The sequence below is a fragment of the Paenarthrobacter aromaticivorans genome (assembly GCF_019038615.1).
GTDB lineage: Bacteria > Actinomycetota > Actinomycetes > Actinomycetales > Micrococcaceae > Arthrobacter > Arthrobacter aromaticivorans.
In genome coordinates this window covers 1-22,244 of sequence record NZ_JAHOPC010000020.1, presented here as the reverse complement: position 1 = coordinate 22,244, position 22,244 = coordinate 1, and the positions used below count along the sequence as shown (strand labels likewise).

20 protein-coding genes and 1 tRNA gene are annotated in these 22,244 nt (G+C 61.6%); 10 read left to right on the top strand and 11 right to left on the bottom strand.

Annotated elements, in window-relative coordinates; translation table 11 throughout:
- Positions 1–18: 18 nt before the first annotated feature.
- Positions 19–1,203, bottom strand: a complete 1,185-nt coding sequence (locus KSW38_RS21615) for a MarP family serine protease (RefSeq protein WP_216927011.1) — start codon at positions 1,201–1,203, stop codon at positions 19–21.
- 235 nt (positions 1,204–1,438) lie between these two features.
- Between KSW38_RS21615 and KSW38_RS21610 the strand changes: the two genes are divergently transcribed.
- A complete protein-coding gene (locus tag KSW38_RS21610) occupies positions 1,439–2,116 on the top strand; it encodes a Crp/Fnr family transcriptional regulator (RefSeq protein ID WP_011775987.1) in 678 nt (225 codons plus the stop codon).
- Positions 2,117–2,256: 140 nt separating this feature from the next.
- On the opposite strand, the gene KSW38_RS21605 is transcribed toward KSW38_RS21610, so the two are convergent.
- The 3 genes from KSW38_RS21605 to sp36 are packed head-to-tail and all read right to left on the bottom strand — an operon-like array spanning position 2,257 to position 3,880.
- On the bottom strand, positions 2,257–3,168 hold the full coding sequence (locus tag KSW38_RS21605) for an NUDIX hydrolase (RefSeq protein WP_216927010.1): 912 nt from the start codon (positions 3,166–3,168) through the stop codon (positions 2,257–2,259).
- A gap of 17 nt (positions 3,169–3,185) precedes the next feature.
- Positions 3,186–3,722 (bottom strand): RidA family protein, encoded by a 537-nt coding sequence (locus tag KSW38_RS21600; protein ID WP_216927009.1) that lies wholly within the window; start codon positions 3,720–3,722, stop codon positions 3,186–3,188.
- A 2-nt stretch (positions 3,723–3,724) separates the two neighbouring features.
- Positions 3,725–3,880: a Sp36 family protein gene (gene sp36, locus KSW38_RS21595; RefSeq protein WP_011775990.1), complete on the bottom strand. Its 156-nt coding sequence runs from the start codon at positions 3,878–3,880 to the stop codon at positions 3,725–3,727.
- Here sp36 and KSW38_RS21590 point away from each other — a divergent pair.
- The 5 genes from KSW38_RS21590 to KSW38_RS21570 all read left to right on the top strand — a co-directional run bounded on the left by KSW38_RS21590 (position 3,879) and on the right by KSW38_RS21570 (position 11,106).
- Positions 3,879–6,209 (top strand): transglycosylase domain-containing protein, encoded by a 2,331-nt coding sequence (locus KSW38_RS21590; protein ID WP_254186792.1) that lies wholly within the window; start codon positions 3,879–3,881, stop codon positions 6,207–6,209. The genes sp36 and KSW38_RS21590 overlap by 2 nt on opposite strands.
- 2 nt (positions 6,210–6,211) lie before the next feature.
- A complete protein-coding gene (locus tag KSW38_RS21585; RefSeq protein ID WP_216927008.1) occupies positions 6,212–7,159 on the top strand; it encodes a metallophosphoesterase in 948 nt (315 codons plus the stop codon).
- A 166-nt stretch (positions 7,160–7,325) separates the two neighbouring features.
- A complete protein-coding gene (locus tag KSW38_RS21580) occupies positions 7,326–9,125 on the top strand; it encodes an ABC transporter ATP-binding protein (protein WP_216927007.1) in 1,800 nt (599 codons plus the stop codon).
- Positions 9,122–10,954, top strand: a complete 1,833-nt coding sequence (locus tag KSW38_RS21575) for an ABC transporter ATP-binding protein (protein ID WP_216927006.1) — start codon at positions 9,122–9,124, stop codon at positions 10,952–10,954. The genes KSW38_RS21580 and KSW38_RS21575 overlap by 4 nt, the downstream gene beginning before the upstream one ends.
- Before the next feature lie 75 nt (positions 10,955–11,029).
- Positions 11,030–11,106: transfer RNA gene (locus KSW38_RS21570), tRNA-Pro, on the top strand.
- A gap of 195 nt (positions 11,107–11,301) precedes the next feature.
- Here the strand turns inward: KSW38_RS21570 and KSW38_RS21565 are convergent.
- Complete coding sequence (locus KSW38_RS21565) at positions 11,302–11,511, bottom strand: hypothetical protein (RefSeq protein WP_216927005.1); 210 nt, start codon at positions 11,509–11,511, stop codon at positions 11,302–11,304.
- Positions 11,512–11,635: 124 nt separating this feature from the next.
- Here KSW38_RS21565 and KSW38_RS21560 point away from each other — a divergent pair, with 124 nt between their 5' ends.
- Positions 11,636–12,916: a helix-turn-helix domain-containing protein gene (locus KSW38_RS21560; protein ID WP_216927004.1), complete on the top strand. Its 1,281-nt coding sequence runs from the start codon at positions 11,636–11,638 to the stop codon at positions 12,914–12,916.
- A 74-nt stretch (positions 12,917–12,990) separates the two neighbouring features.
- Here the strand turns inward: KSW38_RS21560 and KSW38_RS21555 are convergent, their stop codons facing one another.
- Positions 12,991–13,929 carry a phosphoribosylaminoimidazolesuccinocarboxamide synthase gene (locus KSW38_RS21555; RefSeq protein WP_216927003.1) on the bottom strand — a complete coding sequence of 313 codons (939 nt, stop codon included), beginning with the start codon at positions 13,927–13,929 and terminating at the stop codon, positions 12,991–12,993.
- A 2-nt stretch (positions 13,930–13,931) separates the two neighbouring features.
- Positions 13,932–15,242, bottom strand: a complete 1,311-nt coding sequence (gene purD / locus KSW38_RS21550; RefSeq protein ID WP_216927049.1) for a phosphoribosylamine--glycine ligase — start codon at positions 15,240–15,242, stop codon at positions 13,932–13,934.
- A 137-nt stretch (positions 15,243–15,379) separates the two neighbouring features.
- On the opposite strand from purD, the gene KSW38_RS21545 reads away from it, so the two are divergent.
- Positions 15,380–16,396, top strand: a complete 1,017-nt coding sequence (locus KSW38_RS21545; protein WP_216927002.1) for an asparaginase — start codon at positions 15,380–15,382, stop codon at positions 16,394–16,396.
- 28 nt (positions 16,397–16,424) lie between these two features.
- Complete coding sequence (locus KSW38_RS21540; RefSeq protein ID WP_216927001.1) at positions 16,425–16,856, top strand: sterol carrier family protein; 432 nt, start codon at positions 16,425–16,427, stop codon at positions 16,854–16,856.
- Between the two features lie 69 nt (positions 16,857–16,925).
- On the opposite strand, the gene KSW38_RS21535 is transcribed toward KSW38_RS21540, so the two are convergent.
- From KSW38_RS21535 to KSW38_RS21520, 4 genes are all read right to left on the bottom strand, one after another.
- Positions 16,926–18,413: a cation:dicarboxylate symporter family transporter gene (locus tag KSW38_RS21535; protein ID WP_216927000.1), complete on the bottom strand. Its 1,488-nt coding sequence runs from the start codon at positions 18,411–18,413 to the stop codon at positions 16,926–16,928.
- 254 nt (positions 18,414–18,667) lie between these two features.
- The gene (locus tag KSW38_RS21530) at positions 18,668–19,435 is read right to left on the bottom strand and encodes an SDR family oxidoreductase (protein ID WP_216926999.1); all 768 of its coding nucleotides are present in this window, start codon (positions 19,433–19,435) and stop codon (positions 18,668–18,670) included.
- A 63-nt stretch (positions 19,436–19,498) separates the two neighbouring features.
- A complete protein-coding gene (locus KSW38_RS21525) occupies positions 19,499–20,260 on the bottom strand; it encodes an aspartate/glutamate racemase family protein (protein WP_216926998.1) in 762 nt (253 codons plus the stop codon).
- 13 nt (positions 20,261–20,273) lie between these two features.
- Entirely contained in the window at positions 20,274–21,839 is a 1,566-nt protein-coding gene (locus tag KSW38_RS21520; protein ID WP_216926997.1) for an NCS1 family nucleobase:cation symporter-1, read from the bottom strand.
- Positions 21,840–22,130: 291 nt separating this feature from the next.
- Between KSW38_RS21520 and KSW38_RS23920 the strand changes: the two genes are divergently transcribed.
- The coding region (locus KSW38_RS23920) for a hypothetical protein (protein ID WP_487345395.1) at positions 22,131–22,244 on the top strand (114 nt) is incomplete at its 3' end.

Below are 22,244 nucleotides of genomic sequence, written 5' to 3'. Positions count from 1 at the left end.
CGGGAATTGCCCTCAAAGTTACTTGCGTGTGCACTGCCCGGGCGAAACCGGAGCGCTAAGACCTGGAGCTTGTGCAGCCACCGGCTGGATGTCCTCCATGGTGAGTGCGAAGCCAAGCGCAGCATCGGTGGTGGTCTTGGCAAAGATCAGGCCTGCTACCTGTCCCTGCATGGTGAGCAGCGGCCCTCCCGAGTTACCGGGTTGGACGTCACCCGCAAGCTTATAGACCGACTCCGGAGAAGGATTGCTGCCATAAATATCGGGAACCAGGATGGTCGAGACACCTTGGACCGTTGCTGGTTTGGACTGGAAAGGACCGCCGTGCGGGTAGCCAGCAAAAGCTGCAGGGCTGCCAGCTGCCAGGTCTGGACTCAACTGGAGTGGTTCCGATGAAAGTCCGTCCACTGCCAAAACTGCGATGTCCCGCTGGGAGTCGAAATAGACCACCCGTCCCGGCAACGCGCCGCCGTCGGGAATCTCCACCACCGGTTGCGACACGCCCGCCACAACGTGCGCATTGGTCACGACGCGCCCGGGCGACACCACAAATCCGGATCCAGTTTGATTCTGGCCGCATTCGAAAGCCGTGCCGGCAATCTTCAGCACGGACTCGGCGGCGCGGTTCAGGGCAGGAGTGTCAGTGGACTCGTTGGGAACCTCAACCGGCGTCGCTGGGCCGAAGCCCTCAATCAGCGTGGGAATACCGTCGCCGATCACCGTTGACCGCAGTTGCGCCATAGTGGTTTTGACCGGCGTCGGCGTCAAGGAATCGATGTACCGAATGACCCGCGATTCAGCCAACTGCTGCGAGACAAACGGCACGCCCAGCGAACTGACACTGAACGCCAACATGGACATCACCAGCGCCGCGACCACCACGCTGACCACGCCGCCAATCAACCGGTCAGCTGCGTGCAAGGGCTTTATCCGCACGGCATGGCGGACTTTTCGTCCGATCATGGTCCCCAGCCCGTGGCCAAGTGCAATAAGTACGACGGCGGCACCCACCGTAGCGGTCAGCCTCCAACCGCTATCGCTCACCCAGCCGCTCACAAGTGGAACCGCCACAAATGCACCAATAGCGCCAACCACAAAACCGGCAATTCCGCCGAGGGTCACCAGGAAGCCATTGCGCAGGCCATAGATCAGGTAGGACAGCAGCATCAAGATCAATGCCAAATCCAAAATCGTCAAGCCAAACACCAATGCTCCTTGTGACCGGGTAGCGCCAATTGTAGTTGGGCACCCTGACAGGGAACCGTTAGTCCCATCACGATACGGGTCCCCTCCGAGCGCACAAAGGCACGGCAAACAGGGCCTGACAGGGGCAAAAACCGCGCCGTTTCAGCGTTTCGCCTGCCAAGTACGTCACAGAAGCTTAAAAATTCTGAAACAATGGCTGGAGCGCCACGACCGAAACTTATATTCAGGAGATTTCATGGACATCGAGGTATTGCGCCGCGCACCCCTCTTCGCCACCCTTGACGACGACGCATTCCGCTTGCTGACGGACGAACTCACCGAGGTGGACCTCTCACGCGGGGCATCGGTCTTCCGCGAAGGCGACCAGGGTGACCAGCTGTACTTCATCGTTTCCGGCAAGGTAAAGCTCGGCCGCACCTCCCCCGATGGCCGCGAGTCCCTGTTGGCCATCCTCGGCCCGGGAGAACTCTTCGGCGAAATGGCGTTGTTCGACCCCAGCCCCCGCACCGCCACGGCCACCGCCGTCTCCGAAACGCGCCTGGCAGGACTGAAGAACGAAAGCCTCAACGCGCTGCTCCGCACACGTCCCGAGGTTTCCGCGCAGCTGTTGCAGGCACTCGCCCGCCGACTCCGCCGCACCAACGATTCACTGTCCGACCTCGTTTTCTCGGACGTCCCGGGCCGCGTCGCCAAGGCGCTCCTGGATCTGGCTGACCGCTTCGGGCGTCCGGCCACCGACGGCGTGCTGGTTGCCCACGAACTGACGCAGGAAGAACTGGCCCAGCTGGTGGGCGCTTCCCGCGAAACCGTCAACAAGGCACTGGCCGAGTTCGTCCAGCGCGGTTGGCTGCGTCTGGAAGCGCGCGCCGTCGTCATTCTGGACATGCAGCGGCTCCGCCAGCGTTCGCGCTAATTTGTCCTTGCAAAAAAGCCGCTCCGGTGATGAACCGGGGCGGCTTTTTTCGTCGGGAGGTGAGAGAGGAACCATCAAAAACCGTCTTGATGTGAGAGAGGAACCATCAAAACCCGTCGGGATGTGAGAGAGGAACCGATTTAGCGCTCCCGCTGTGGCTCTCCGGCTACGGTCCTGGCGGCTTCGACCTCGAGCATCAGCACTCCACCTTCATCTACCAGTTTGGGTTGGTACAGGTGGGCCTTGCGCTTGTAACTCAGGTAAGCGATACAGCCGTTGGCGTGGGCCATTTTTTCGAGCATGATTTCGGACCCTGGCACCAGAAGCTGGCCGAGGGTGAGTCCCACCGTGTTTTCCTGGGCTATTTCGTCGCCGAGTGCTGTGGTGTCGCGAAGCGCGATGGCTTCCGCGGCGCACACCCAACGGCCCCAGACTCCCTTGCTGCCCAGGATGCTCGGCTGCTGGTTCACGGGGACAGTAGCGGCGAAATAGCGCGTATTGAAACGGGTGTGCGCGAAGTCGGGGCTGAGCCAGTTGACCAGGGGCTTCAGCAGGTCGGTGCGCAGCGAAAGGCCACGCTTGGCAAGCACTTCGCTGAAGGACTTTTCCTGGCTGGACACAGCTTCCCGGGCTTTCATCCATTCCACCGTGGAGTTGGCCTCCACGGTGGAGGAAGCGTCGGGGCCGGCAAGGAGGACACCGGTTTCCTCGAAGAGTTCGCGGATTGCGCCCACCACGTGGCGGCGGGCGAGCCCGACGTCGTCCGTTCCCATATGCTCAGCCCAATACTGAGGTGAGGGACCCAACCAACCGACGGGGTCGTCATCGGACTGGTCCAGGGACCCACCTGGGTACGCGACGACACCCAGCGGCGAGGAGCCTGGCCTGTAACCAAGCCAGGTCTCCAGACCGGTGGGTGAGTCCCGCAAAAGGACGACGGATGATGCGTAGCGGGCGGCCCTGGGGGTCCGCTCGCCGAGCTCAAGCCAGTTTCGTGCCGCCCCTTCGAGTGCCGGGGGGAGTTCGAACAGGCGGCGGGCAAGCTGCGGCAATTGGGTGAACCGGTTCCTTAGCTGAATTCAGCGATGAGCTCGACTTCAACGGGAGAGTCGAGCGGCAGGACGGAAACGCCGACGGCGGAGCGTGCGTGCTTGCCGGCGTCGCCCAGTACCTGGCCGAGCAGTTCGGAGGCGCCGTTGATAACGCCGGGCTGGCCCGTAAAGGTGGGCTCGGACGCAACGAAGCCAACTACCTTGACGATGCGGGTGATGCGGTCGAGGTCGCCGATGACGCTCTTAACGGCAGCGAGGGCGTTGATCGCGCAGACAGCGGCGTAGCGCTTGGCATCCTCGGGATCGACGGTGGGTTCATCCGAAGCGCCCAACTCGCCGAGGGACACCTTGCCCGTAGCTTCGAGTTTGCCATTAATAAAGGGCAGCTGGCCGGAGGTGTAAACGTAGTTGCCGGAGACGATCGCGGGCACGTAGGCGGCAACGGGTGCGGCCACCTCCGGGAGGGTCAAGCCGAGCTCGGCGAGACGCTGCTCAACGGCCGACGTCGGAGCGCCGGATTCCGCGGCAGACGTGGTTTCTGCGGGGGTTGTCATGATTACTGCTTCTCCCTCTTCAGGTATGCAACAAGGCCTTTGCCATCGGGTCCACCGACGACCTGGACAAGCTCCCAGCCGTCCTCGCCCCACTGGTCCAGGATCTGTTTCGTGGCGTGGATAATGAGCGGAATCGTGGCGTACTCCCATTTGGTCATGACAGAAAGCCTAGCCCTTGCCGGTAAAGTGGAAAACATGGTGACTCGCAAGAACCCCATATTCGACACTGCCACCACCCTCGGAAAGATTTTAGGTTTCCTTGGCGTGAGCGCGATTTGTGGCGTCCTGGTGGCGGGCCTTTTGGTCCCCGCAGCCGCCGTTTCGGGCAGTGCCGCAAGTGGTTCAATCCAGTTCTTTGACACTCTGCCGGCAGAGCTGCAGGTGGACCCTCCGAGCCAGAACACAACGATTCTGGCGAAGGACGGTACACCGATTGCATCGATCTACGCTGAGAACCGGACCAAGGTTCCGCTGGATCAAATGAGCCCGTTCATCAAGGACGCTGTCATCGCTATCGAGGACAGCCGTTTTTATGAGCACGGCGGCATCGACACCACCGGCATCATGCGAGCCATCGTGAGCACCGCCCGAGGCAACAAGCAGGGCGCATCCACCATTACGCAGCAATACGTCAACAACGTCATCAATGAATCGCTGGTGGCATCCGGCAAGGACGAAGACGTCAAGCTGAACGGCCTCAACAAGGGCGTCGGCGATAAGCTCCGCGAGATGAAGCTGGCTATTGCCTTGGAGAAGAAGTTCTCCAAGGAGCAGATTCTTGAGGGCTACCTCAACATCGTCTTCTTCAACCGTGACGCCTACGGCATTGAAGCTGCTTCCAAGTTCTTCTTCAGCACTTCTGCCAAGGATCTGACACTTCCGCAGGCAGCCTTGCTGGCTGGTTTGGTGAACAGCCCGTCCGCCTTCGATCCGATCACCAACCCGGATAACTCCAAGAAGCGCCGCGACCTTGTGCTGGCTGCCATGGTGAACCAGGGCAAGATCAGCCAAGCACAGTACGACGAAGCGGTTGCCACCCCTGTCACCACCAAGGTCACTCCTGCACGCCAGGGTTGCGCGTACGCCACCATGGCTCCGTACTTCTGCGACTACGTGCTGCACCTGCTCTTGAACAACCCGGCGTACGGCGAGACCTCGGACGAGCGCGAGAAACGGGTCATGCGTGGCGGCCTGACCATCCGCACCACCCTTGATCCCACCGCTCAGACCGTTGCCCAGCAGCAGGTTGATGGGACAGCTGGCGCCAACCCGGACAAGTGGGGTGCCTCGATCGTCTCGGTCCAGCCAGGCACCGGCCAGATCGTGAGCATGGCCCAGAACACTGTTTGGCTCCCCCAAGACGGCAAGTTCGATCAGACCCAAAACTTCAACGTGGATGTCCTCGATGCCGACGGCAATGACCTCAACGGCATTGGCGGCTTCCAGCCCGGTTCTACCATGAAGCCGTTTACGTTCGCTGAATGGCTGAACGAGGGCAAGTCGATGAATACGACCATCAACGCTTCAGTCCGCAGGTACCCGCAGAACTTCCGGTGGAGGAACACCTGCCCTGCGCCCACCGTTGGCTGGTATGACGCCACCAATGGCACGTTCGACCTCCAAAACTCGGACGAGGGCTACTACAGAAACATGACGGTCCTCTATGGCCTCATGAACTCCATCAACACGGCGACGTTTGCGTCGGCTGCCCAGCTGGACCTCTGCGGAATCCAGGGCATCGTCGATGCTACGGGCATCCACAGTGGCCTGCCTGCACGGGACGATACTGGCAAGATCACGGACCCCAATCCCAAGGTGCCAATGACCACCCTGGGTAACCTCATCGGTTCCACCCAGACTGCGCCTCTCACCATGGCCAGCGCCTTCGCCACGTTTGCTGCCGATGGCAAGTACTGCCAGCCAATCGCGATTACGTCGGTAAAGGACCAGTCCGGCGCCGACCTCCCGGCCCAATCCTCCAACTGCAAGGATGCCGTCAAACCTGAGGTTGCCCGAGGCGTGGCGTACGCTATGCAGGAAGTCTTGAACGCCGGTTCGGGTTCGCTGATCCGGCCTGCTCTTTCCACTCGTAACAACTTCCCGGTAGCCGCCAAGACCGGTACCAACGACACCAACGGTTCCACCTGGGTGGTCGGCTACACCACGGGGTTGGCAACAGCTTCCTGGTTCGGTGACCCCTTGGGTGACCAGAAGCGTCCCGGACGTAACCTGACCGTCAACGGCAAGTTCTACCAGTCGATCGACGGTTACATGATTGCTGGTCCGCAGTTCACCAACTACATGCTCTCCGTTGCCCCTGCGTATGGAACCAACCCGTTCCAGGCGCCACCGTCCAACCTCCTCGGAGCCCCTGCTCCACAAAGGAGTACGCCGCCAGCACCCACACAGAACAATCCTGCCCCGCCGGCTGCCCCCACAGACAACGGTGGCAATAACCGCAACGGCAACGGCCCTGGCAAGGATTAACCGTGCAGTTCCCTGATTCCCTGGCAAACCGCGTCCGCACTATCGGGCGCGGTTTCGCCGTCACCACTGCCCTCGGTGCCGCTGCGGGCACGGCAGCTGCTGCCTACGGTTGGTGGGAAAAGGACCAGTTCGGAGTCCGTCATGAGACGCTCCCCATCCTCCCCGAAGGTTCGGAGCCGTTCCGCGTGCTGCACCTGAGCGATATCCATTTCGTTCCGGGACAGGACAAGAAAACCCAGTGGCTTCAGTCTCTGGTGGATCTGAAGCCCGATCTTGTAGTCAACACCGGCGACAACCTCAGCCACGAACAGGCCGTCGATCCGCTGATCACCGCTCTCCGGCCTCTCATGGAATTTCCCGGTGTCTTCGTCCCGGGTTCCAACGATTACTACGCACCCAGGATCAAGAACCCGGCGGGCTACTTCCGCGGACCGTCGAAACTCAGGACTGATCCCATCAAGCTCGACTGGCCCAGGTTGCGGTCTGCGTTCGGCATGGGGGGCTGGATCGACCTCACCAACCGAGCCCAGTCGGTGGTGTTGAACGGCCTGCGTTTCGATTTCTCGGGGGTCGATGATCCCCACTTGAAGCGCGAACGTTATGCTGGTTGGCCCCGCGGCACCGTGAACCAGGATGCCCGTCCCCACCTGAGGGTCGCCGTCATCCATGCACCGTACCAACGCGTCCTCGACCACTTCACCGAAGCCGAAGCAGACCTGATCCTGGCCGGACACACCCACGGTGGCCAGATCTGCATCCCGGGGTACGGCGCTCTCGTATCCAACTGCGACCTGCCGACATGGCGGGCGAAGGGCCTCCACGATTGGGAAAGTGACGGGTTCAGGACGCCGGTGAACGTCTCAGGCGGCATTGGCACCTCGCGCTACGCCCCGGTCCGGATCGCGTGCCGCCCGGAAGCGGTCTTGCTGACCCTCACGGCCCGCAGCTAGACGCCAAGCGCAGCTAAACGCACGGACCATTACGAACCCCAATAACTGGGGAACTTTCCACATAGCAAAGTGTGGTCCTGTGAAACGAATCACGGCATGGCATAGGGTAGTTGCTACGGGAAACTACCTCCGCACCATCTGAAGATCCAGCTGTTGAGAAGCGGGCATGTCCAAACAAACGTCATTCTTCACATCCGTCGGCCGCCTGTACCCTCATGTGCGGCCCATCCTCCCCCGGCTTTTCATGGGCCTCCTCTGCGCCCTGCTCGCCAGCATCGTCGCGCTGACCATCCCCCAGGTGCTGCGTGTATTGGTCAACACCTCGCTTCAGCCGGGCGGTGACCCAGGTGCTGTCTGGATTGCCGCCGTCGTGATTCTTGCGCTTGGTGTGGCTGAAGCCGGGCTGGTGGCTTTGCGGAGGCAGTTCGTGATCAACCCGGCCACCACGGTTGAGACCAGGATGCGCGTATCGCTGTATGGTCACCTCCAGCAACTCACAGTGTCCTTCCATGATCGCTGGGGTTCAGGGCAGTTGCTGTCCCGCGCCATGACGGACTTGAGTTTCCTGCGCCGCTGGATGGCGTTCGGCGCGATCATGCTGGTGGTCACCACATTGACAGTGATCATTGGCGTCGGCGTCATGTTCTCCATGAGCTGGCAGCTGGCGTTGATCTTCCTCGGCGCGGCTGTGCCGATCATGGTCAATTCGTTTCGCTTCCGCCGTCGTTTCAGCCTGGTCACGCGCCTCAGCCAGGACCAGGCGGGCGATCTTGCTACCACCGTGGAAGAGTCCGTCCACGGCATCCGCGTCCTGAAGGCTTTCGGCCGCAGCCGCGAAGCGCTGGAGAATTTCAACGGCCAAGCGGAAGAGCTGCGGCAGACAGAGATTGCCAAGGCGAAGCAGCAAGCCGGCTTCACGCTGGTGGTCACCTTGCTGCCTGAGTTGGCACTGGGCGTCGGCCTCGTGGTGGGCATCATGCTCGCGGCAAGCGGCCAGCTGAGTATCGGCTCGCTGGTTGCGTTCTTCGCGACCGCAGCCGTGGTGGCCACTCCCGTGGAATTTTCCGGCATGCTCCTTGCCATGGCGCTGACTGCCAAGACTGCGCTGGACCGGCACTTCGAGGTCATGGACACCGAGAACACCATCACCTCGCCGGATCAGGCTGCGGTGCCGGAAACAGTGAAGGGCGCCCTGCGCTTTGAGCACGCGGGCTTCGGATTCGACGACGGCGGTATGCTCCTGCGTGACATCACCCTGGATATTCGTCCTGGCGAAACCATGGCACTGGTGGGCATCACCGGCAGCGGCAAGAGCGCCTTGCTCCAACTGGTACCCCGTCTTTATGACGTCAGCGAAGGCTCCGTGACTATAGATGGTGTGGACGTCCGCGACTACGACATCGAGGAACTCCGGCGCATCGTTGCGGTGGCTTTCGAGGACACCACACTGTTCTCGAGCTCGGTACGGGACAACGTCCTGCTCGGCTCCCCTGAGCCCAGCGACGCAGCCCTGGATGAAGCCTTGGACGTTGCCCAAGCCCACTTCGCGTACTCTTTGCCAGAAGGCGTCGACACGCTGATTGGTGAGGAAGGATTGAGCCTTTCAGGTGGCCAGCGGCAGCGCATAGCCCTTGCCCGGGCCATCGCAGCGAAGCCGAAAGTGTTGGTCCTGGACGATCCTCTCTCGGCCTTGGACGTCAACACCGAGGAACGTGTGGAAGCAAGATTGCGCGAAGTACTGCACGAGACCACCACGCTGATCGTCGCGCACCGGCCCTCGACCGTGGCATTGGCGGACCGCGTGGCCTTGCTTGAGAACGGAACCATCACCGCGGTCGGAACCCACACGGAACTGCTGGCTGAAAACGCCCACTACCGCTACGTCATCGCAAGCCTGGATACCGGTCCGAGGGACCTGGACAGCGAACTGGACGAGCTCGAAGACGCCGAGGAGGCCCGCCGGTGAGCGCCACAACCTTTGGAACCGCCAACGAGGACAACACGCTCCTGAGCAAAGCGGACAGCAAAGCAGTACGACGCCGGTCACTGGCCTTGCTGGGCTCGCTGATCCGCCCGGTGCGGTTGCGTTTCTGGATGACAATCGTGATGGTGGTGGTTTCACAGCTCACCCGCGTGGCGGGGCCAGCCCTGATCGCCTTTGGCATCGACACCGCTTTGCCCGCATTGCAAGCCGGCGACAATGGCCCGTTGGTACTCGCCGGTGCCTTGTACTTGGCCGCGGCAGTCGCCACCGCTGCAATGACCGCCCTCTACGTAACGTCCACAGCCCAATTGAGCCAAGCCATGCTTCTGGACCTCCGGGTCCGCGTGTTCAGGCACACCCAGCGGTTGAGCCTTGAATTCCATGAGAAATACACGTCCGGCCGCATCATCGCCCGTCAAACCTCGGACCTCGAGGCGCTGCGGGAGTTGCTGGACTCCGGCGTAAGCTCGCTGGCCTCGGGCATGCTGTTCATGCTCTTCACAGCCTTCACTGTATTTGCCTTGGACTGGCGGAGCGGATTGATCATGCTTGCGGCGGGTGTGCCCATGTTCCTACTCGCGCGCTGGTACCAAAAGCATTCACAGATCGCGTTCCGGGAATCCCGGGTGGTTTCGGCGCGGTTGATCGTACACTTCGTGGAAACCATGACCGGCATCCGTGCAGTGAAGGCCTTCCGCAAGGAGCGCGAGAACGCCGACCGCTATGGAGCCCTGGCTGAGGACTACCGCAAGAACACTGTCCGCTCCATCAACCTGAACGGCATCTTCCAGCCGGGACTGGTCCTGATCGGCAACGTGTGCGTGGCGACGGTCCTGTTGTTCGGCGGGTTCAGGGTGCTCAGTGGTGACCTCGCAGTGGGCGTACTCCTGGCCCTCATCTTGTCCACGAAGCGCTTCTTCCAGCCGGTGGACCAGATGGCCATGTTCTACAACTCCTTCCAGAGTGCCCAGGCTGCACTGGAGAAAGTATCCGGGCTCCTCGAAGAGGTACCCACCGTCCGGCCTCCAAAAAATCCTGTGCCGCTGAAGAGTTCACGCGGCGAGATCGACTTCAAGGGTGTGCAGTTCGGGTACAGCGACGGCAAGGTGGTTGTGCCCCAGCTGGACCTTCACATTCCGGCTGGCCAAACCGTCGCCTTGGTTGGGCAGACGGGCGCCGGCAAATCCACTCTTGCAAAACTCGTCGCGCGCTTCTACGACGTCACGTCAGGCGCCATCACTTTGGACGGCATTGACCTCCGTGATCTGGCTACCACCGACCTTCGCCGCGCAGTGGTCATGGTGACCCAGGAAGCCTTCCTGTTCAGCGGCTCCGTGGCGGAGAACATCGCGCTGGGCCGGCCGGAGGCTTCGCGTGCTGAAGTGGAGGCGGCGGCAAAAGCAGTGGGCGCCCATGAATTTATCCTGAGCTTGCCCGAGGGATATGACACGGATGTGAACAAGCGTGGTGGCCGCGTGTCCTCGGGCCAGCGCCAACTGATCGGATTCGCCAGGGCCTTCCTCGCCGCGCCTGCCGTTCTGATCCTGGATGAAGCAACGTCTTCACTCGATATTCCCTCCGAGCGGATGGTGCAGGCAGGACTCGCCCATCTTCTGGAGGGTGTTGCAGGCCAGAACGCTGCCCGTACGGCCATCATCATTGCCCATCGCCTCTCCACCGTGGAGACAGCGGACAGGGTGCTGGTGGTCCACGACGGCCGGATTGTTGAGGACGGAACACCGGCCGAGCTAATCACTGGTGGTGGCCAGTTTGCCCGGCTGCACGGAGCCTGGCGGGACTCGCTCGTGTGAGGAGCGACACCCCCTCCTCGATTTCGCATCCCGCAGCGATTCAGCTATCCTTGAACAGTTGCTTTCGCAGCGGATCGGGATGTAGCGCAGCTTGGTAGCGCGCTTCGTTCGGGACGAAGAGGTCGCAGGTTCAAATCCTGTCATCCCGACCAAAAAGGAAATGGCGTCGAGAAATCGGCGCCATTTTTGTTTGTCCGGGGATGCCCTGAGTGCCGCCACGACACGGACGTTCGTCCAAGCCACGCATCCCCGCCGGCCGCGTGCAAACCCGAGCACCCGCAGGAACGCAAAAGAAAACCCCGGAGCATCGCTCGTCACGCTCCGGGGTTTCTTCAGTAATTACTGATTTACATAGGATCCGGCCAGTTGCCGATGGACGACGTCGTGTACGTCGTGTCACCTGACGTGGTGGTGGACCTCATAGGATCGGGCCAGTTGCCAATAGCACTTACCGAGCCGGAGTCTGCCGCTGCAGCAGCAGAGACGACTGCGGGAGCCGCAACCGTAAAAGCGAGAGCGCCTGCCAAGGCCACCGAAGCGGCCATTTTCTTGAACATTATGTTCCCCAATGCGAGTCGGATTCGTTACGGAAATTGCACGGTCCCTGTTGACATACATTGTAAAATGTTTTCCACAGAGACTGTCAAGGTTTTGGTGAAAAGACACCTGTAGGAGGACCCCGTGGGAAACGGATTCGGCGAGAAGCTACGTGCCGAACGGCTCGAACGCGGGTTGACGCAGGCAGAACTGGGCAAAAACCTGTATTCCCCGAGCTACATTTCGCTGCTTGAAACAGGTCGTCGCGAGCCTACTGCCGAGGTCATCGAAGAGCTGGCACGCAGGCTCGAGCTAGCGCCCAAGGCGTTGGAAGCCTGGAGCCAACCTGTCTCCGTGAGCGATGCAGAGTACGTGCTGGCTGGTTTGTATGCCCGGCAAGCGTGGGACCTGCGCGACTACCAACTCGCAGCAAGCCATGCAGCGACTGCCGCGCAGATCGCCCTCGAGGCGAAGAACAACAGCGCCTGGTGGAATATGACCTACATGCAGGCCGAGTGCGTGATGAAGCAAGGCCAACTCAAGGAATGCCAGCAAATTGTCGAACATTTGTTGGAACACCCCATGGCGACGGAATCGGCAGGGCTTGGCGTCCGGGCATGGCAGATGCTTGCCGCAGTCTGTCACGGACAAGGTCAGCTGGCCACCGCCGTCGAGCATGCAAAGAAAGCTGTGCAACTGTCCGAACAGCTGCCCAAGGGATCCACGCTGATTATCGGCGCGCACCGGGCGTTGATCGGCGCCCTCGCGGAGAGCGGCAAGCTTGACGAAGCATGGGAGTACTGCCTGACCATGATCGAGCACATGGACGAGCACTCCATGTCCCAGCTGGCCGGCGAGGTCGCGTGGGTGGTGGGCAACGTTGCTTTCATGCGACACGACTACGTTGAGGGCATCAAGCACCACGAGCGCGCGGCAAAGCTGCTCTCCCCTGCCAACGACATCGAACTGTGGGCCCGATTCAACAAGGCATCGGCCGCTGTCAGGTTGTCGTCCGGCATTGTTGAGCCCGAAACCCTGTCCGCAATTGAACGTGCCGAGCTGGCGTTGTCCATCGTCGGGGGAAACAAGACGGACCAGCTGGAAGTAGCTTTCATCCGCGCACGCTGGCTGTACCTGACGGGCGATATTCCGGCCGCGGTGGACAAGCTTCGCGAGATCTACAAGGACCGCAAGGTATTGGCCCGCCACACGGCTGGAGAGGTCTCGCTGTTGCTGGGGAAGTCCTTGAAGGCAGCAGGTGAAACCACGGAGGCCCTGCACTATCTGGAAGAGGCCCAGCACGACTTCAGTGCAGCCGGCGCCTCGGACCGGGTCCAGCAAGCAATGGATGCTGTCCTGGAGATCCGTCTGGCGGAACGCCGCGCCGCTGCATCACACCCGGAAGCGCACTCCGAAGCAAGCTAGCCAACCACGAAGACACACAAAAAGCCCCGGACCAGTGGTGAACTTGAACTGGTCCGGGGCTGTTTGGTGCAAAGTTAGGCGAACGTTCGCCCTGTGAGTTTCTCGTAGGCTTCCACGTAGCGGGCACGGGTGCGCTCCACGACTTCAGCGGGCAAGGCCGGCGGAGGCGTGTCCGAGGACTTGTCCCAGCCGGACTCGGCCGAGGTCAGCCAGTCACGGACGTACTGCTTGTCATACGAGGGCTGCGACTGGCCCGGCGCATAAGTGGATGCGTCCCAGAAACGGGAGGAGTCCGGGGTGAGGACTTCATCGCCAAGCGTGATGATGCCCGTGTACGTGTCGAGGCCGAACTCCACCTTGGTGTCGGCAAGGATGATGCCCCGTTCGCGGGCGATCTCCTCAGCGCGGGTGTAGATCTTCAGCGTGAGTTCGCTGAGGCGGGCGGCGATGTCGTCACCGACTATGGCCACGACGTCGTCATAGGTGATGTTGACGTCGTGCTCGCCGACGTCGGCCTTGGCAGAGGGCGTAAACAGTGCCTTCTCCAAGCGCGAACCGTCAACAAGCCCCTCGGGAAGCGGGATGTTGCAGACCGTACGGGAGTGCTTGTACTCCTCCAGCCCGGAACCCGTGAGGTAGCCACGGGCGATGCACTCCACCGGGAACATCTCCAGCTTCTTGCAGATCATGGCCCGGCCCTCGACGGCGGCCGGAACGCCACCCTCAACCGTGGAGGCCAGCACGTGGTTCTCAACATCCAGCTGATCGAACCACCACAGGCTGAGCTGCGTCAGTATGCGGCCCTTGTCAGGGATTTCGCTGCTCAGGACGTGGTCGTAGGCACTGATGCGGTCGCTGGCAACCACCAGTACGCATTCCTGGCCGACCTTTTCCGTGATGGATTCATCGGTGGGGACGTAGAGGTCGCGAACCTTGCCGGAATAGACGTGCGTCCAGCCCGGAAGCTGCAGGGTCTCGGTTTTGAAACCGCCTGTGGGGAGCGAATCAGTCATGCTCAGGCCTGTACTTTCGGGAGGGTTCCGGTTGCTGCGTAGGGCACTCGGATTTCACCGCGGGCGGCCTTGCCTCCGATATCCGTACGGAACTGTGAGCCTTCAAGCTGAACCAGCTCAACGCCGTCGTACGCTTTTTCGCGGGCCTCCACCAGATCGGAACCGAGCGCGACCACTGCGAGAACGCGACCGCCGGCCGAAACCACTTTGCCTTCCTCATCCAGCTTGGTGCCGGCGTGGACAACGTGGACGCCTTCGAGCTCGTCCACCTTCTTCAGGCCGCGGATGCGATCCCCTGTGCGGGGAGTATCCGGATAGTTTTCGGCGGCCACGACGACGGCGACTGCCGTGTCCTTGGACCAGCGCAGCTCCTCCGCGGTGTCCAGTTCGCCCTTGGCAGCTGCCAGGAGCAGCGCGCCGAGCGGAGTCTTGAGTCGGGCGAGGACTGCCTGGGTCTCGGGGTCGCCGAAGCGTACGTTGAACTCGATGACGCGCGTACCGCGCGAGGTGAGTGCAAGGCCGCAGTACAACACGCCGATGAAGGGCGTGCCGCGGCGTGCCATCTCATCCACGGTTGGCTGGGCGACGCGGTCGATAACTTCCTGGACCAGGCCTTCGGGAGCCCACTCCAGCGGCGTGTAGGCACCCATGCCACCAGTGTTCGGGCCTTCGTCGTTATCGTAGATGCGCTTGAAGTCCTGCGCCGGAGACAGGGGAACGGTGGTGCGTCCATCGCAGAGGACGAACAGGGAAACTTCGGGGCCGTCGAGGAATTCTTCGATGACAACTGTTCCGCCAGCGTCGAAGCAAGCCTGCGCATGCGCGAGGGCTTCCTCGCGGTCGTTGGTGACCACAACGCCCTTGCCTGCGGCGAGGCCGTCGTCCTTGACAACGTGCGGAGCGCCGAACGTAGCCAGGGCGTCGGCGGCTTCCTCTGCATTGGTGGCAACGCGCGCCATGGCCGTGGGAACGCCAGCCTCAGCCATGATCTGCTTGGCGAAGGCCTTGGACGCTTCGAGCTGGGCTGCTTCCTTGCTCGGTCCGAAGACCGGAATCCCGGCTGCACGGACGGCGTCGGACACACCGGCGGCCAGGGGAGCCTCCGGACCGACGACAACCAGGTCCACGCCCAGCTTGGTGGCGAGCGCGGACACGGCTTCCGGGTTGTTCCCGTCAATTGCGTGCGTGGGAACGAGTTTGCTGATGCCCGCGTTGCCCGGGGCAGCGTGGACCTCGGAAACGTTGGGATCTTCAAGCAGAGAGCGGACAATGGCGTGTTCGCGGCCGCCTGGGCCAATGACGAGTACCTTCACAGTCTTCAAGGGTACTTTGTGTAGGGCGCGGGGCCTAAGCTGTGTCGGTTCCCCGGCAACGGATGACTGGATCCGGGACCGCGCCCGGACCTCGCATGTGACCAGGGAACACAGCCGTCGCGCCCTAGACTGGCCTCATGCCCATGAGTTCGCATGAAACGTTCAACGTTGAGTCCGCCGTCGAACTGGCAGTCATCGAACGCAGTGGCTTTATCGAGTCCCGGCACATCGGTGCTGCCGTCGTCCTTGCCGGTGACGGAAGCGTAGTCACCCGGCTTGGTGACATCGATGCTCCCATCCTGGCCCGCTCCACCCTGAAACCATTCCAGGCCCTCGCAGCCATGCAGTCCGGAGTCCCGCTTCGGGGCGCACAGGTGGCTGTGGCCTGCGGAAGCCACACCGGTTCACTGGACCACATGGACGTGGTGGAGGGAATGCTCAAAGCGGCAGGTGTCCGCGAGGATCAGCTTCAGTGCCCCACCGCATGGCCGCAGGATGAAACCGCCCGCAATTGGCTGGTCCGTTCCGAACGCGGCCAGAGCAGGCTTGCGTTCAACTGTTCCGGGAAGCACGCGGCTTTCCTGTGGGCCTGCACGGAAAACGGCTGGGATCTTCGCAGTTACCTTGAGCCGAATCATCCGTTGCAGCAGCGCGTGCGGACCGTGATCGAGGAATACAGCGGCGAAACGATCTCGCATTTGGGCATTGATGGTTGCGGAGCACCCGTTGCGGCGATTTCGCTGACTGGACTGGCCCGGGCGTATTCACGTCTGGCTAAATCACCGGGCGATTCCTCCTCGAACGCACGCGCCGCAACCATCGCCACGTCCATGCTGGACTACCCGTGGGCGGTCCAGGGCAAAGGCGAGTCGAACACGATCGTCATGGAAGAGCTGGACATCCTGGCCAAGATCGGCGCCGAAGGGATTCTGGTCCTCGCCACTCCCACCGGCGCAACCGTGGCCGTCAAGATGCTGGACGGCAACCTCCGCGCTACGTCCCTGGTGGGCTTGACCCTGCTTGCCGTAAGCGGCGCGGTAGATATTCCCGCGGTTTCCAACGTCCTGGAACGCGTCGTGGAACCCGTGCTCGGCGGCGGGCGTCCAGTGGGCAAGATCCGCTTGGGCCACGCCGTATCCGCGATGCTCGACTGAGTCACCTAGTTATATAAGGAAAGAAACCATGGCAGTTGCACGACGCCGCATCGACGTCAACGAGGGCCGCGCTGCGCTGGCAGCCTGGCAATCCGCCGTCGGCCCCTCAACTGGAGGTCCCTCAGCTGGAGGCCCCTCGGGTGAAGGCGCCTCCGGCGAAACCGGCGCCGCACCGCCGTCGCGCTCTTTGATTGCGCTGGCCGTGCGCTACTCGCTCGAGGAAGTCACCGCCCGCGCGCCCGGCAATTCGGTGGAGGTCCGCGTGCCTCCGTTCGGCGTCACTCAGTGCGTGGAGGGGCCCCGTCACACCCGCGGCACTCCCCCAAACGTCATAGAGTGCGACGCCGCCACCTGGCTTGAGTTGGTTACCGGCCGGATCTCGTGGGGAGACGCCGTTTCGGCTGGCCGCGTTGCCGCGTCCGGACTACGCGCGGACCTCTCGGAACTGCTTCCCCTCTAACGGGTTTGCGTACAGCCAATGCCCTCAAGACGGCGTCTTGAGGGCATTGGCTGTACACAAACTGTGGAGTTAGTCAGGGCAAACCGGGGTGGTTGGTTGCCCTGGCTTGCTCATCTCGAATTGCGGGATCTCGTCCGAGGTTGGACCTCCACGGAATTTCGGTGAGGGGTGGTGGCCTTCGCTGAGGCGTTCGAGCTCCTGTTCCTCGAATACTTCCTCCTGGCCCAGCATGATGGCTGAATCCTCGTTGGTAATCTCGCCATTGAAGGCACGGACCATGACGCTGCGGTCGAACTGGCCTTCCCACTTGGCTACAACGAACGTGGCTACGCAGTTGCCAAGCAGGTTGACGACGACGCGCATGGAGTCCATGAGGCGGTCGGCTCCGAGGAGGAGTGCTACGCCTGCAACCGGGAAGATGCCAAGGGCGGCAGCCGTGGCCGAGAGGGCCAGGAACGATGAGCCCGGGACGCCCGCCATGCCTTTGGACGTCAGGAGCAGCACACCCAGTGCGGCCAACTGCTGACCGAGGTCCAGGTGGTGGCCGAACGCCTGGGCAAGGAAGAGCAGGGAGATGGAAAGGTAGATCGCTGCGCCGTCAAGGTTGAAGGAGTAGCCGGTGGGAACCACCAGACCGGTGGTTGCCCGGGAACAGCCAGCGTTGGTCAGCTTGGTCATGATGCGCGGCATGACCGCTTCAGTGGAGGCCGTGCCGAGTGCGAGCAGGAATTCCTCGCGGGTGTATTTCAGGAAGTGCCACAGCGGAACACGGGCGAAGCCCCAGGCCACAAGGAACAGCAGGCCAATGAAGACGACGGCCGCTCCGTAGCAGGATGCGATCAGAAGCGCATACGTGCCCAGCGTGCCAAGCCCGTACTGGCCAATGATGAAGGCCATGGCACCGAAGGCACCGATCGGAGCGACCTTCATGATCCAGGACATGATCTTGAAGATCAGCTCCAGAACGGTCTCCATGAGGCTGATCACCGGCAGGCAGCGCTGGCGACCGATGACCACGATCGCGGCACCGAAGAAAACGGAGAAGAAAAGCACCTGGAGCAGGCTGTTGTTGGCGAAGGCGCCGATCACACTGGTGGGGATGACGTCCAGCAGGAAGGTCGCCGCATCCTTGGGAACCGCGTGGCCGGTCTTTGCGTCCACGGCTTCCTGGGAAAGCGTGGAGGGATCGATGTTCAGGCCGGCACCCGGCTGGACGATGTTGCCCACGATGAGTCCGAAGACCAGGGCGAAGAGAGTGGCGCAGGTGAAGTACAGGAGTGCTTTGACTCCGACCCTTCCGACCGCCTTGACGTCGCCGACTGCCGAGATGCCTGTGACGATCACGAGGAAAATCAGCGGGGCGATGATCATCTTGATGAGTTGAATGAATCCATCACCCAGCGGCCGGAGGGTGGACCCGAGGTTCGGCCAGAAATGACCGATGAGCACACCTGCGACGACGGCGATCAGGATTTGAAAAAAGAGCGACTTATACAGTGGCTTCTTCTTCAGCGGGGCCGAACTCGCCTTCAGCGCCGCAGAGTCTGGGATCTTCATTGATCTGAACCAATCAGTTGGGAACAGCCCCACATTTGGGGGTTGTTTAAAAATGTAAGCCCGCTCACATCATTCCGCAAGGGGAAATTGAATTTCCATATTGCGGAAAGTCACATTTGGATGGGAAGCCCTGCTCCCGTGCCTTCCTGACCCCTTTTGGCAAGGAAAAACCCACGACACGCCCAAAAAGATGGGCGTGCCGTGGGCAGAGTAAAGCAAAGAGGGTCAGGACGACACACTCAGGAGCAGGTGACCTAGCCGCGGCCTATGAACGGCATGCCCGCCGCTGTCACCACCAGGGAACCGACGTTGGCCGAGGCCGGCATGTTGGCCATCATCAGCACAGCACGGGCAGCGTCCGCCACGGGGAACATCGGCTCCACCTTCCGTGACCCATCGGCCTGGAGGGCACCGGAACCAACGCCGATGGTGTCCATGATCTCGGTGCGGGTGTTGCCGATGTCTATCTGTCCGCAGGTGATACCGAAGTCGCGGCCATCCAGCTCGATGCTCTTGGTCAGGCCGCTCATCGCGTGCTTCGTCACCGTGTACGCAACAGATCTGGGCCTGGGGGAATGCGCAGAGATGGAGCCGTTATTGATGATGCGTCCACCCTGGGGATCCTGGGCCTTCATGGTCCTCACGGCCTCAGCGGCGCACAGCATGGAGCCCGTGACATTGACGCGCAACGTGGCCTCCCACTCATCGACGTCGATTTCGCCAACGTCGCCCGCTGGTCCGAAGATGCCAGCGTTGTTGAATAGCACATCAACGCGGCCCCAGCGTTGCCGCACCTCCGCGAAAAGGCGCGCGACGTCGTCGGGCTCTGTCACATCGCATGGCGCCACCAGGGCATCCGGATGGTTGTTCGCAGTCTCCAGCAACTGCGCTTCGCGACGCCCTGCCAACGCCACACGGTAACCATCAGCGAGCATGAGGCGGGCTACGGCCCGCCCAATGCCGGAACCGGCACCGGTCACGACGGCGACCCTCGGGTCTGCGGGCGGGCGTGGGTCAGTCATGTGGTGGCCTTTCGGGAAATCGCCTTAAGCTTCTGTAACCAGCGTCAGCTTCTGTAACCCGCGTCAGCGAGCGGCCTCCGCGGACCGCTCTGCAGTGGGCTGGGGTGCTGTTATCGGCCAGCCTATGACAGTCTTCGGACGCGGCGTTGCGTAGGTACGGACTTTGGACGTGCTGAGGCCGAGCCGGACCAAGGATTCAGCGATGGTGACGGCCGCAGCCACACCATCAACAACGGGCACGCCGGCGCGCTGCCGGATCTGCTCGTCGAGGCCAGCCATGCCACCGCAGCCAAGGACGATCACCTCGGCCCTGTCCTGCAGGACAGCTTGCTCGGCCTGGCCCACGATCGCTTCGACTGCTCGGTCCGGGTGCTCCTCGAGTTCCAGTACAGCCATACCGCTGGCGCGGACCGAGGCACAGCGTGCCTCCAGCCCGGCAAGCTTGAGGCGGTCCTCAATCAGGGGGACGGCACGATCCAACGTAGTAACGACCGAGTACTTATGGCCAAGGAACATCGCAGTGCTGGCAGCAGCCTCGGTGATATCGACCACCGGGACATCCAGGAGCTCCTGCAACCCCTCCCGGCCGTGCTCGCCGTAGCCTGCCTGGATGACGGCGTCGAAAGGTTCGGGATAGTTGACCACAGCATCCATGACAGCGATCGCGGCAAGGTAGCTCTCGAAGTTGCCCTCGCAGGAGTCGGCACCAAAGCGTGGAGTGATGCCGACGATCTCAGTGCCGGGGGCGGCAGCAGCCCGGGCCTGAGCGGCGATCGAATCGGTCATGGACTGTGTGGTGTTCACGTTTGCAACAAGGATGCGCATGGTTTCCTCTGTATCAGTGCGTGCTGGCGACAGCGATTGGTTCGCCGGAGACGTCCTCGTGAGCCTGCTTCTTGTCAGCAACAGCGAAGTACGTGAGCGCAGCGACGCCGGCTCCGATGAACCACGCGAACGGTGCCGCGGGAGCTAATCCTGGAATGAAGGCGATGGCGATGGCCAAGGCAGCTGCGGGGAGCATGGCAATGATGGCCTTCGGGTTCACGCCCCGCTTGTAGAAGTATGCGCCCTTGGGATCATCGGTATAGAGCTCGGGAACGTTGACCTTGCCCCGACGGACCAGCCAGTAGTCGGCCATGACCACTCCGAACAGCGGGCCGAGCAGGGCGCCCAGGCCACCAAGGAAGTACACGATGACGATCGGGTTGTTGTAGAGGTTCCACGGCAGGATGATGAGGCCGATGGTGCCGCTAACCCAAGCCGCCTTACGGAAGTTCAGGTGGCGCGGGAAGAGGTTGGTCAGTGCATAAACGGGTGCTACGAAGTTGGCCATCAGGTTCACGGCGATGGTCAGGATCAGCAAGGCAAGGCAAGCCAGGACGAGCAACAGAGTATTTGGGATGCTCTGGACGATGTCCGACGGGCTCTCGATGACTGTGCCATTGATCTTGTACTGTCCACCGGCCATGACAACCACGATTGCACCGAATACCAGCATGTTGATGGGGATGCCCCAGAAGTTGCCCTTGACGATGGACTTCCTGGACACAGAGGACCTGGTGAAATCGCAGAAATTCAGGACAAACGTTCCGTAGATCGAAACCCACAATGCCCCACCAGCGAAGATGGTGAGCCACATATCGGCGCCTTCGAGTCCCTTGATGCCGCTCCACTGGATGGCTCCGCCGGCCTCGATGAAGACCCACACGGCAATCGCTGCCATGGTGACCAGGATGATGGGACCTGCGAAGGCCTCATATTTACGGATCATCTCCATGCCGAAGCTGACAATGACCAACTGAATTATCCAGAGAGCCACGAAGGAGAGCCAGCCCAGCGTTGAAAGGCCCAGGATCGAGTTGCTGTCCAGATCCTTCAGGCCCGGGGCCATGGCGACGAGCATGACGCGAAGCACCACTGATGCCAGGTATGTCTGGATCCCGAACCAAGCGACAGCCACGGCGCCACGGACGAGGCTGGCGATCTGCGCACCGCGGATGCCGAAGCTGATGCGGCTCATGACGGGGAACGGAACGCCGGTCTTCTGGCCCATGAATCCGGAGAAGTTCAAGAGGGCGAAGAGCAGGGTAGCCCCAATTCCCAGTGCCACCAGGATCTGCCAGCCACCTAGACCGAGCGAGAACAAACCAATGGCGAAGGCATAGTTACCCAGGCTGTGGACGTCATTGGCCCAGAGGGTAAAGATGCTGTAGCTCGTCCACTTGCGGCCTGCGGCCTTGGTGGGTGCGAGGTCAACGTTGTAAAGACTCGGGCTGATGGTACGGCCTGCGGCTTCGGAAGCAATAGCGCAAAGGTCCGTGTTGCCCACGGCCGGGTGGTTGGGCCCACCTGCTGTTGTGTCTCCCGGAGTCTCAGTGACGCCGACTGATGAAGTCGTCTGCATCGTGGATCTCCACTTCGTACTGTTTCCACAAAGCGGAAACAAGTTATTGAATAGTGAAAGTACTCTATGACTCAGGTCACGTCACGTCAAGGCGTCACAAGTGTATGGAGGGTCACATTCGGTTGATTGGGCCCGCCTTTCCCAGTTGACTGTTGCGGTTACGTAATCCGTGTTGACGCTGCCCATCGGCAGACGTAATCTCGAATTGCAGAATTTTATTCTCACAATACGAAATTCCTTGAGCGCCCCCACAGAGCAAGCGCCCAGACATTCAATGAAGAGAGGTTGGACGTGGCTGCAGGAGAAGAGACCTCACACATCCTCAGCGGGTTGACTGCCCAGCTGCCTGATCGTGATCCGGAAGAGACCGCGGAGTGGATTGAGTCCCTTGATGCGTTGATCGCG

Bases quoted from the DNA above. Each gene is read 5' to 3' on its own strand.
- KSW38_RS21610 (WP_011775987.1), top strand. From the start codon at position 1,439: ATGGACATCGAGGTATTGCGCCGCGCACCCCTCTTCGCCACCCTTGAC.
- KSW38_RS21600 (WP_216927009.1), bottom strand. From the start codon at position 3,722: ATGACAACCCCCGCAGAAACCACGTCTGCCGCGGAATCCGGCGCTCCG.
- KSW38_RS21590 (WP_254186792.1), top strand. From the start codon at position 3,879: ATGACAGAAAGCCTAGCCCTTGCCGGTAAAGTGGAAAACATGGTGACT.
- sp36 (WP_011775990.1), bottom strand. From the start codon at position 3,880: ATGACCAAATGGGAGTACGCCACGATTCCGCTCATTATCCACGCCACG.
- KSW38_RS21580 (WP_216927007.1), top strand. From the start codon at position 7,326: ATGTCCAAACAAACGTCATTCTTCACATCCGTCGGCCGCCTGTACCCT.
- KSW38_RS21565 (WP_216927005.1), bottom strand. From the start codon at position 11,511: ATGTTCAAGAAAATGGCCGCTTCGGTGGCCTTGGCAGGCGCTCTCGCT.
- KSW38_RS21555 (WP_216927003.1), bottom strand. From the start codon at position 13,929: ATGACTGATTCGCTCCCCACAGGCGGTTTCAAAACCGAGACCCTGCAG.
- KSW38_RS21545 (WP_216927002.1), top strand. From the start codon at position 15,380: ATGCCCATGAGTTCGCATGAAACGTTCAACGTTGAGTCCGCCGTCGAA.
- KSW38_RS21540 (WP_216927001.1), top strand. From the start codon at position 16,425: ATGGCAGTTGCACGACGCCGCATCGACGTCAACGAGGGCCGCGCTGCG.
- KSW38_RS21535 (WP_216927000.1), bottom strand. From the start codon at position 18,413: ATGAAGATCCCAGACTCTGCGGCGCTGAAGGCGAGTTCGGCCCCGCTG.
- KSW38_RS21530 (WP_216926999.1), bottom strand. From the start codon at position 19,435: ATGACTGACCCACGCCCGCCCGCAGACCCGAGGGTCGCCGTCGTGACC.
- KSW38_RS21525 (WP_216926998.1), bottom strand. From the start codon at position 20,260: ATGCGCATCCTTGTTGCAAACGTGAACACCACACAGTCCATGACCGAT.
- KSW38_RS21520 (WP_216926997.1), bottom strand. From the start codon at position 21,839: ATGCAGACGACTTCATCAGTCGGCGTCACTGAGACTCCGGGAGACACA.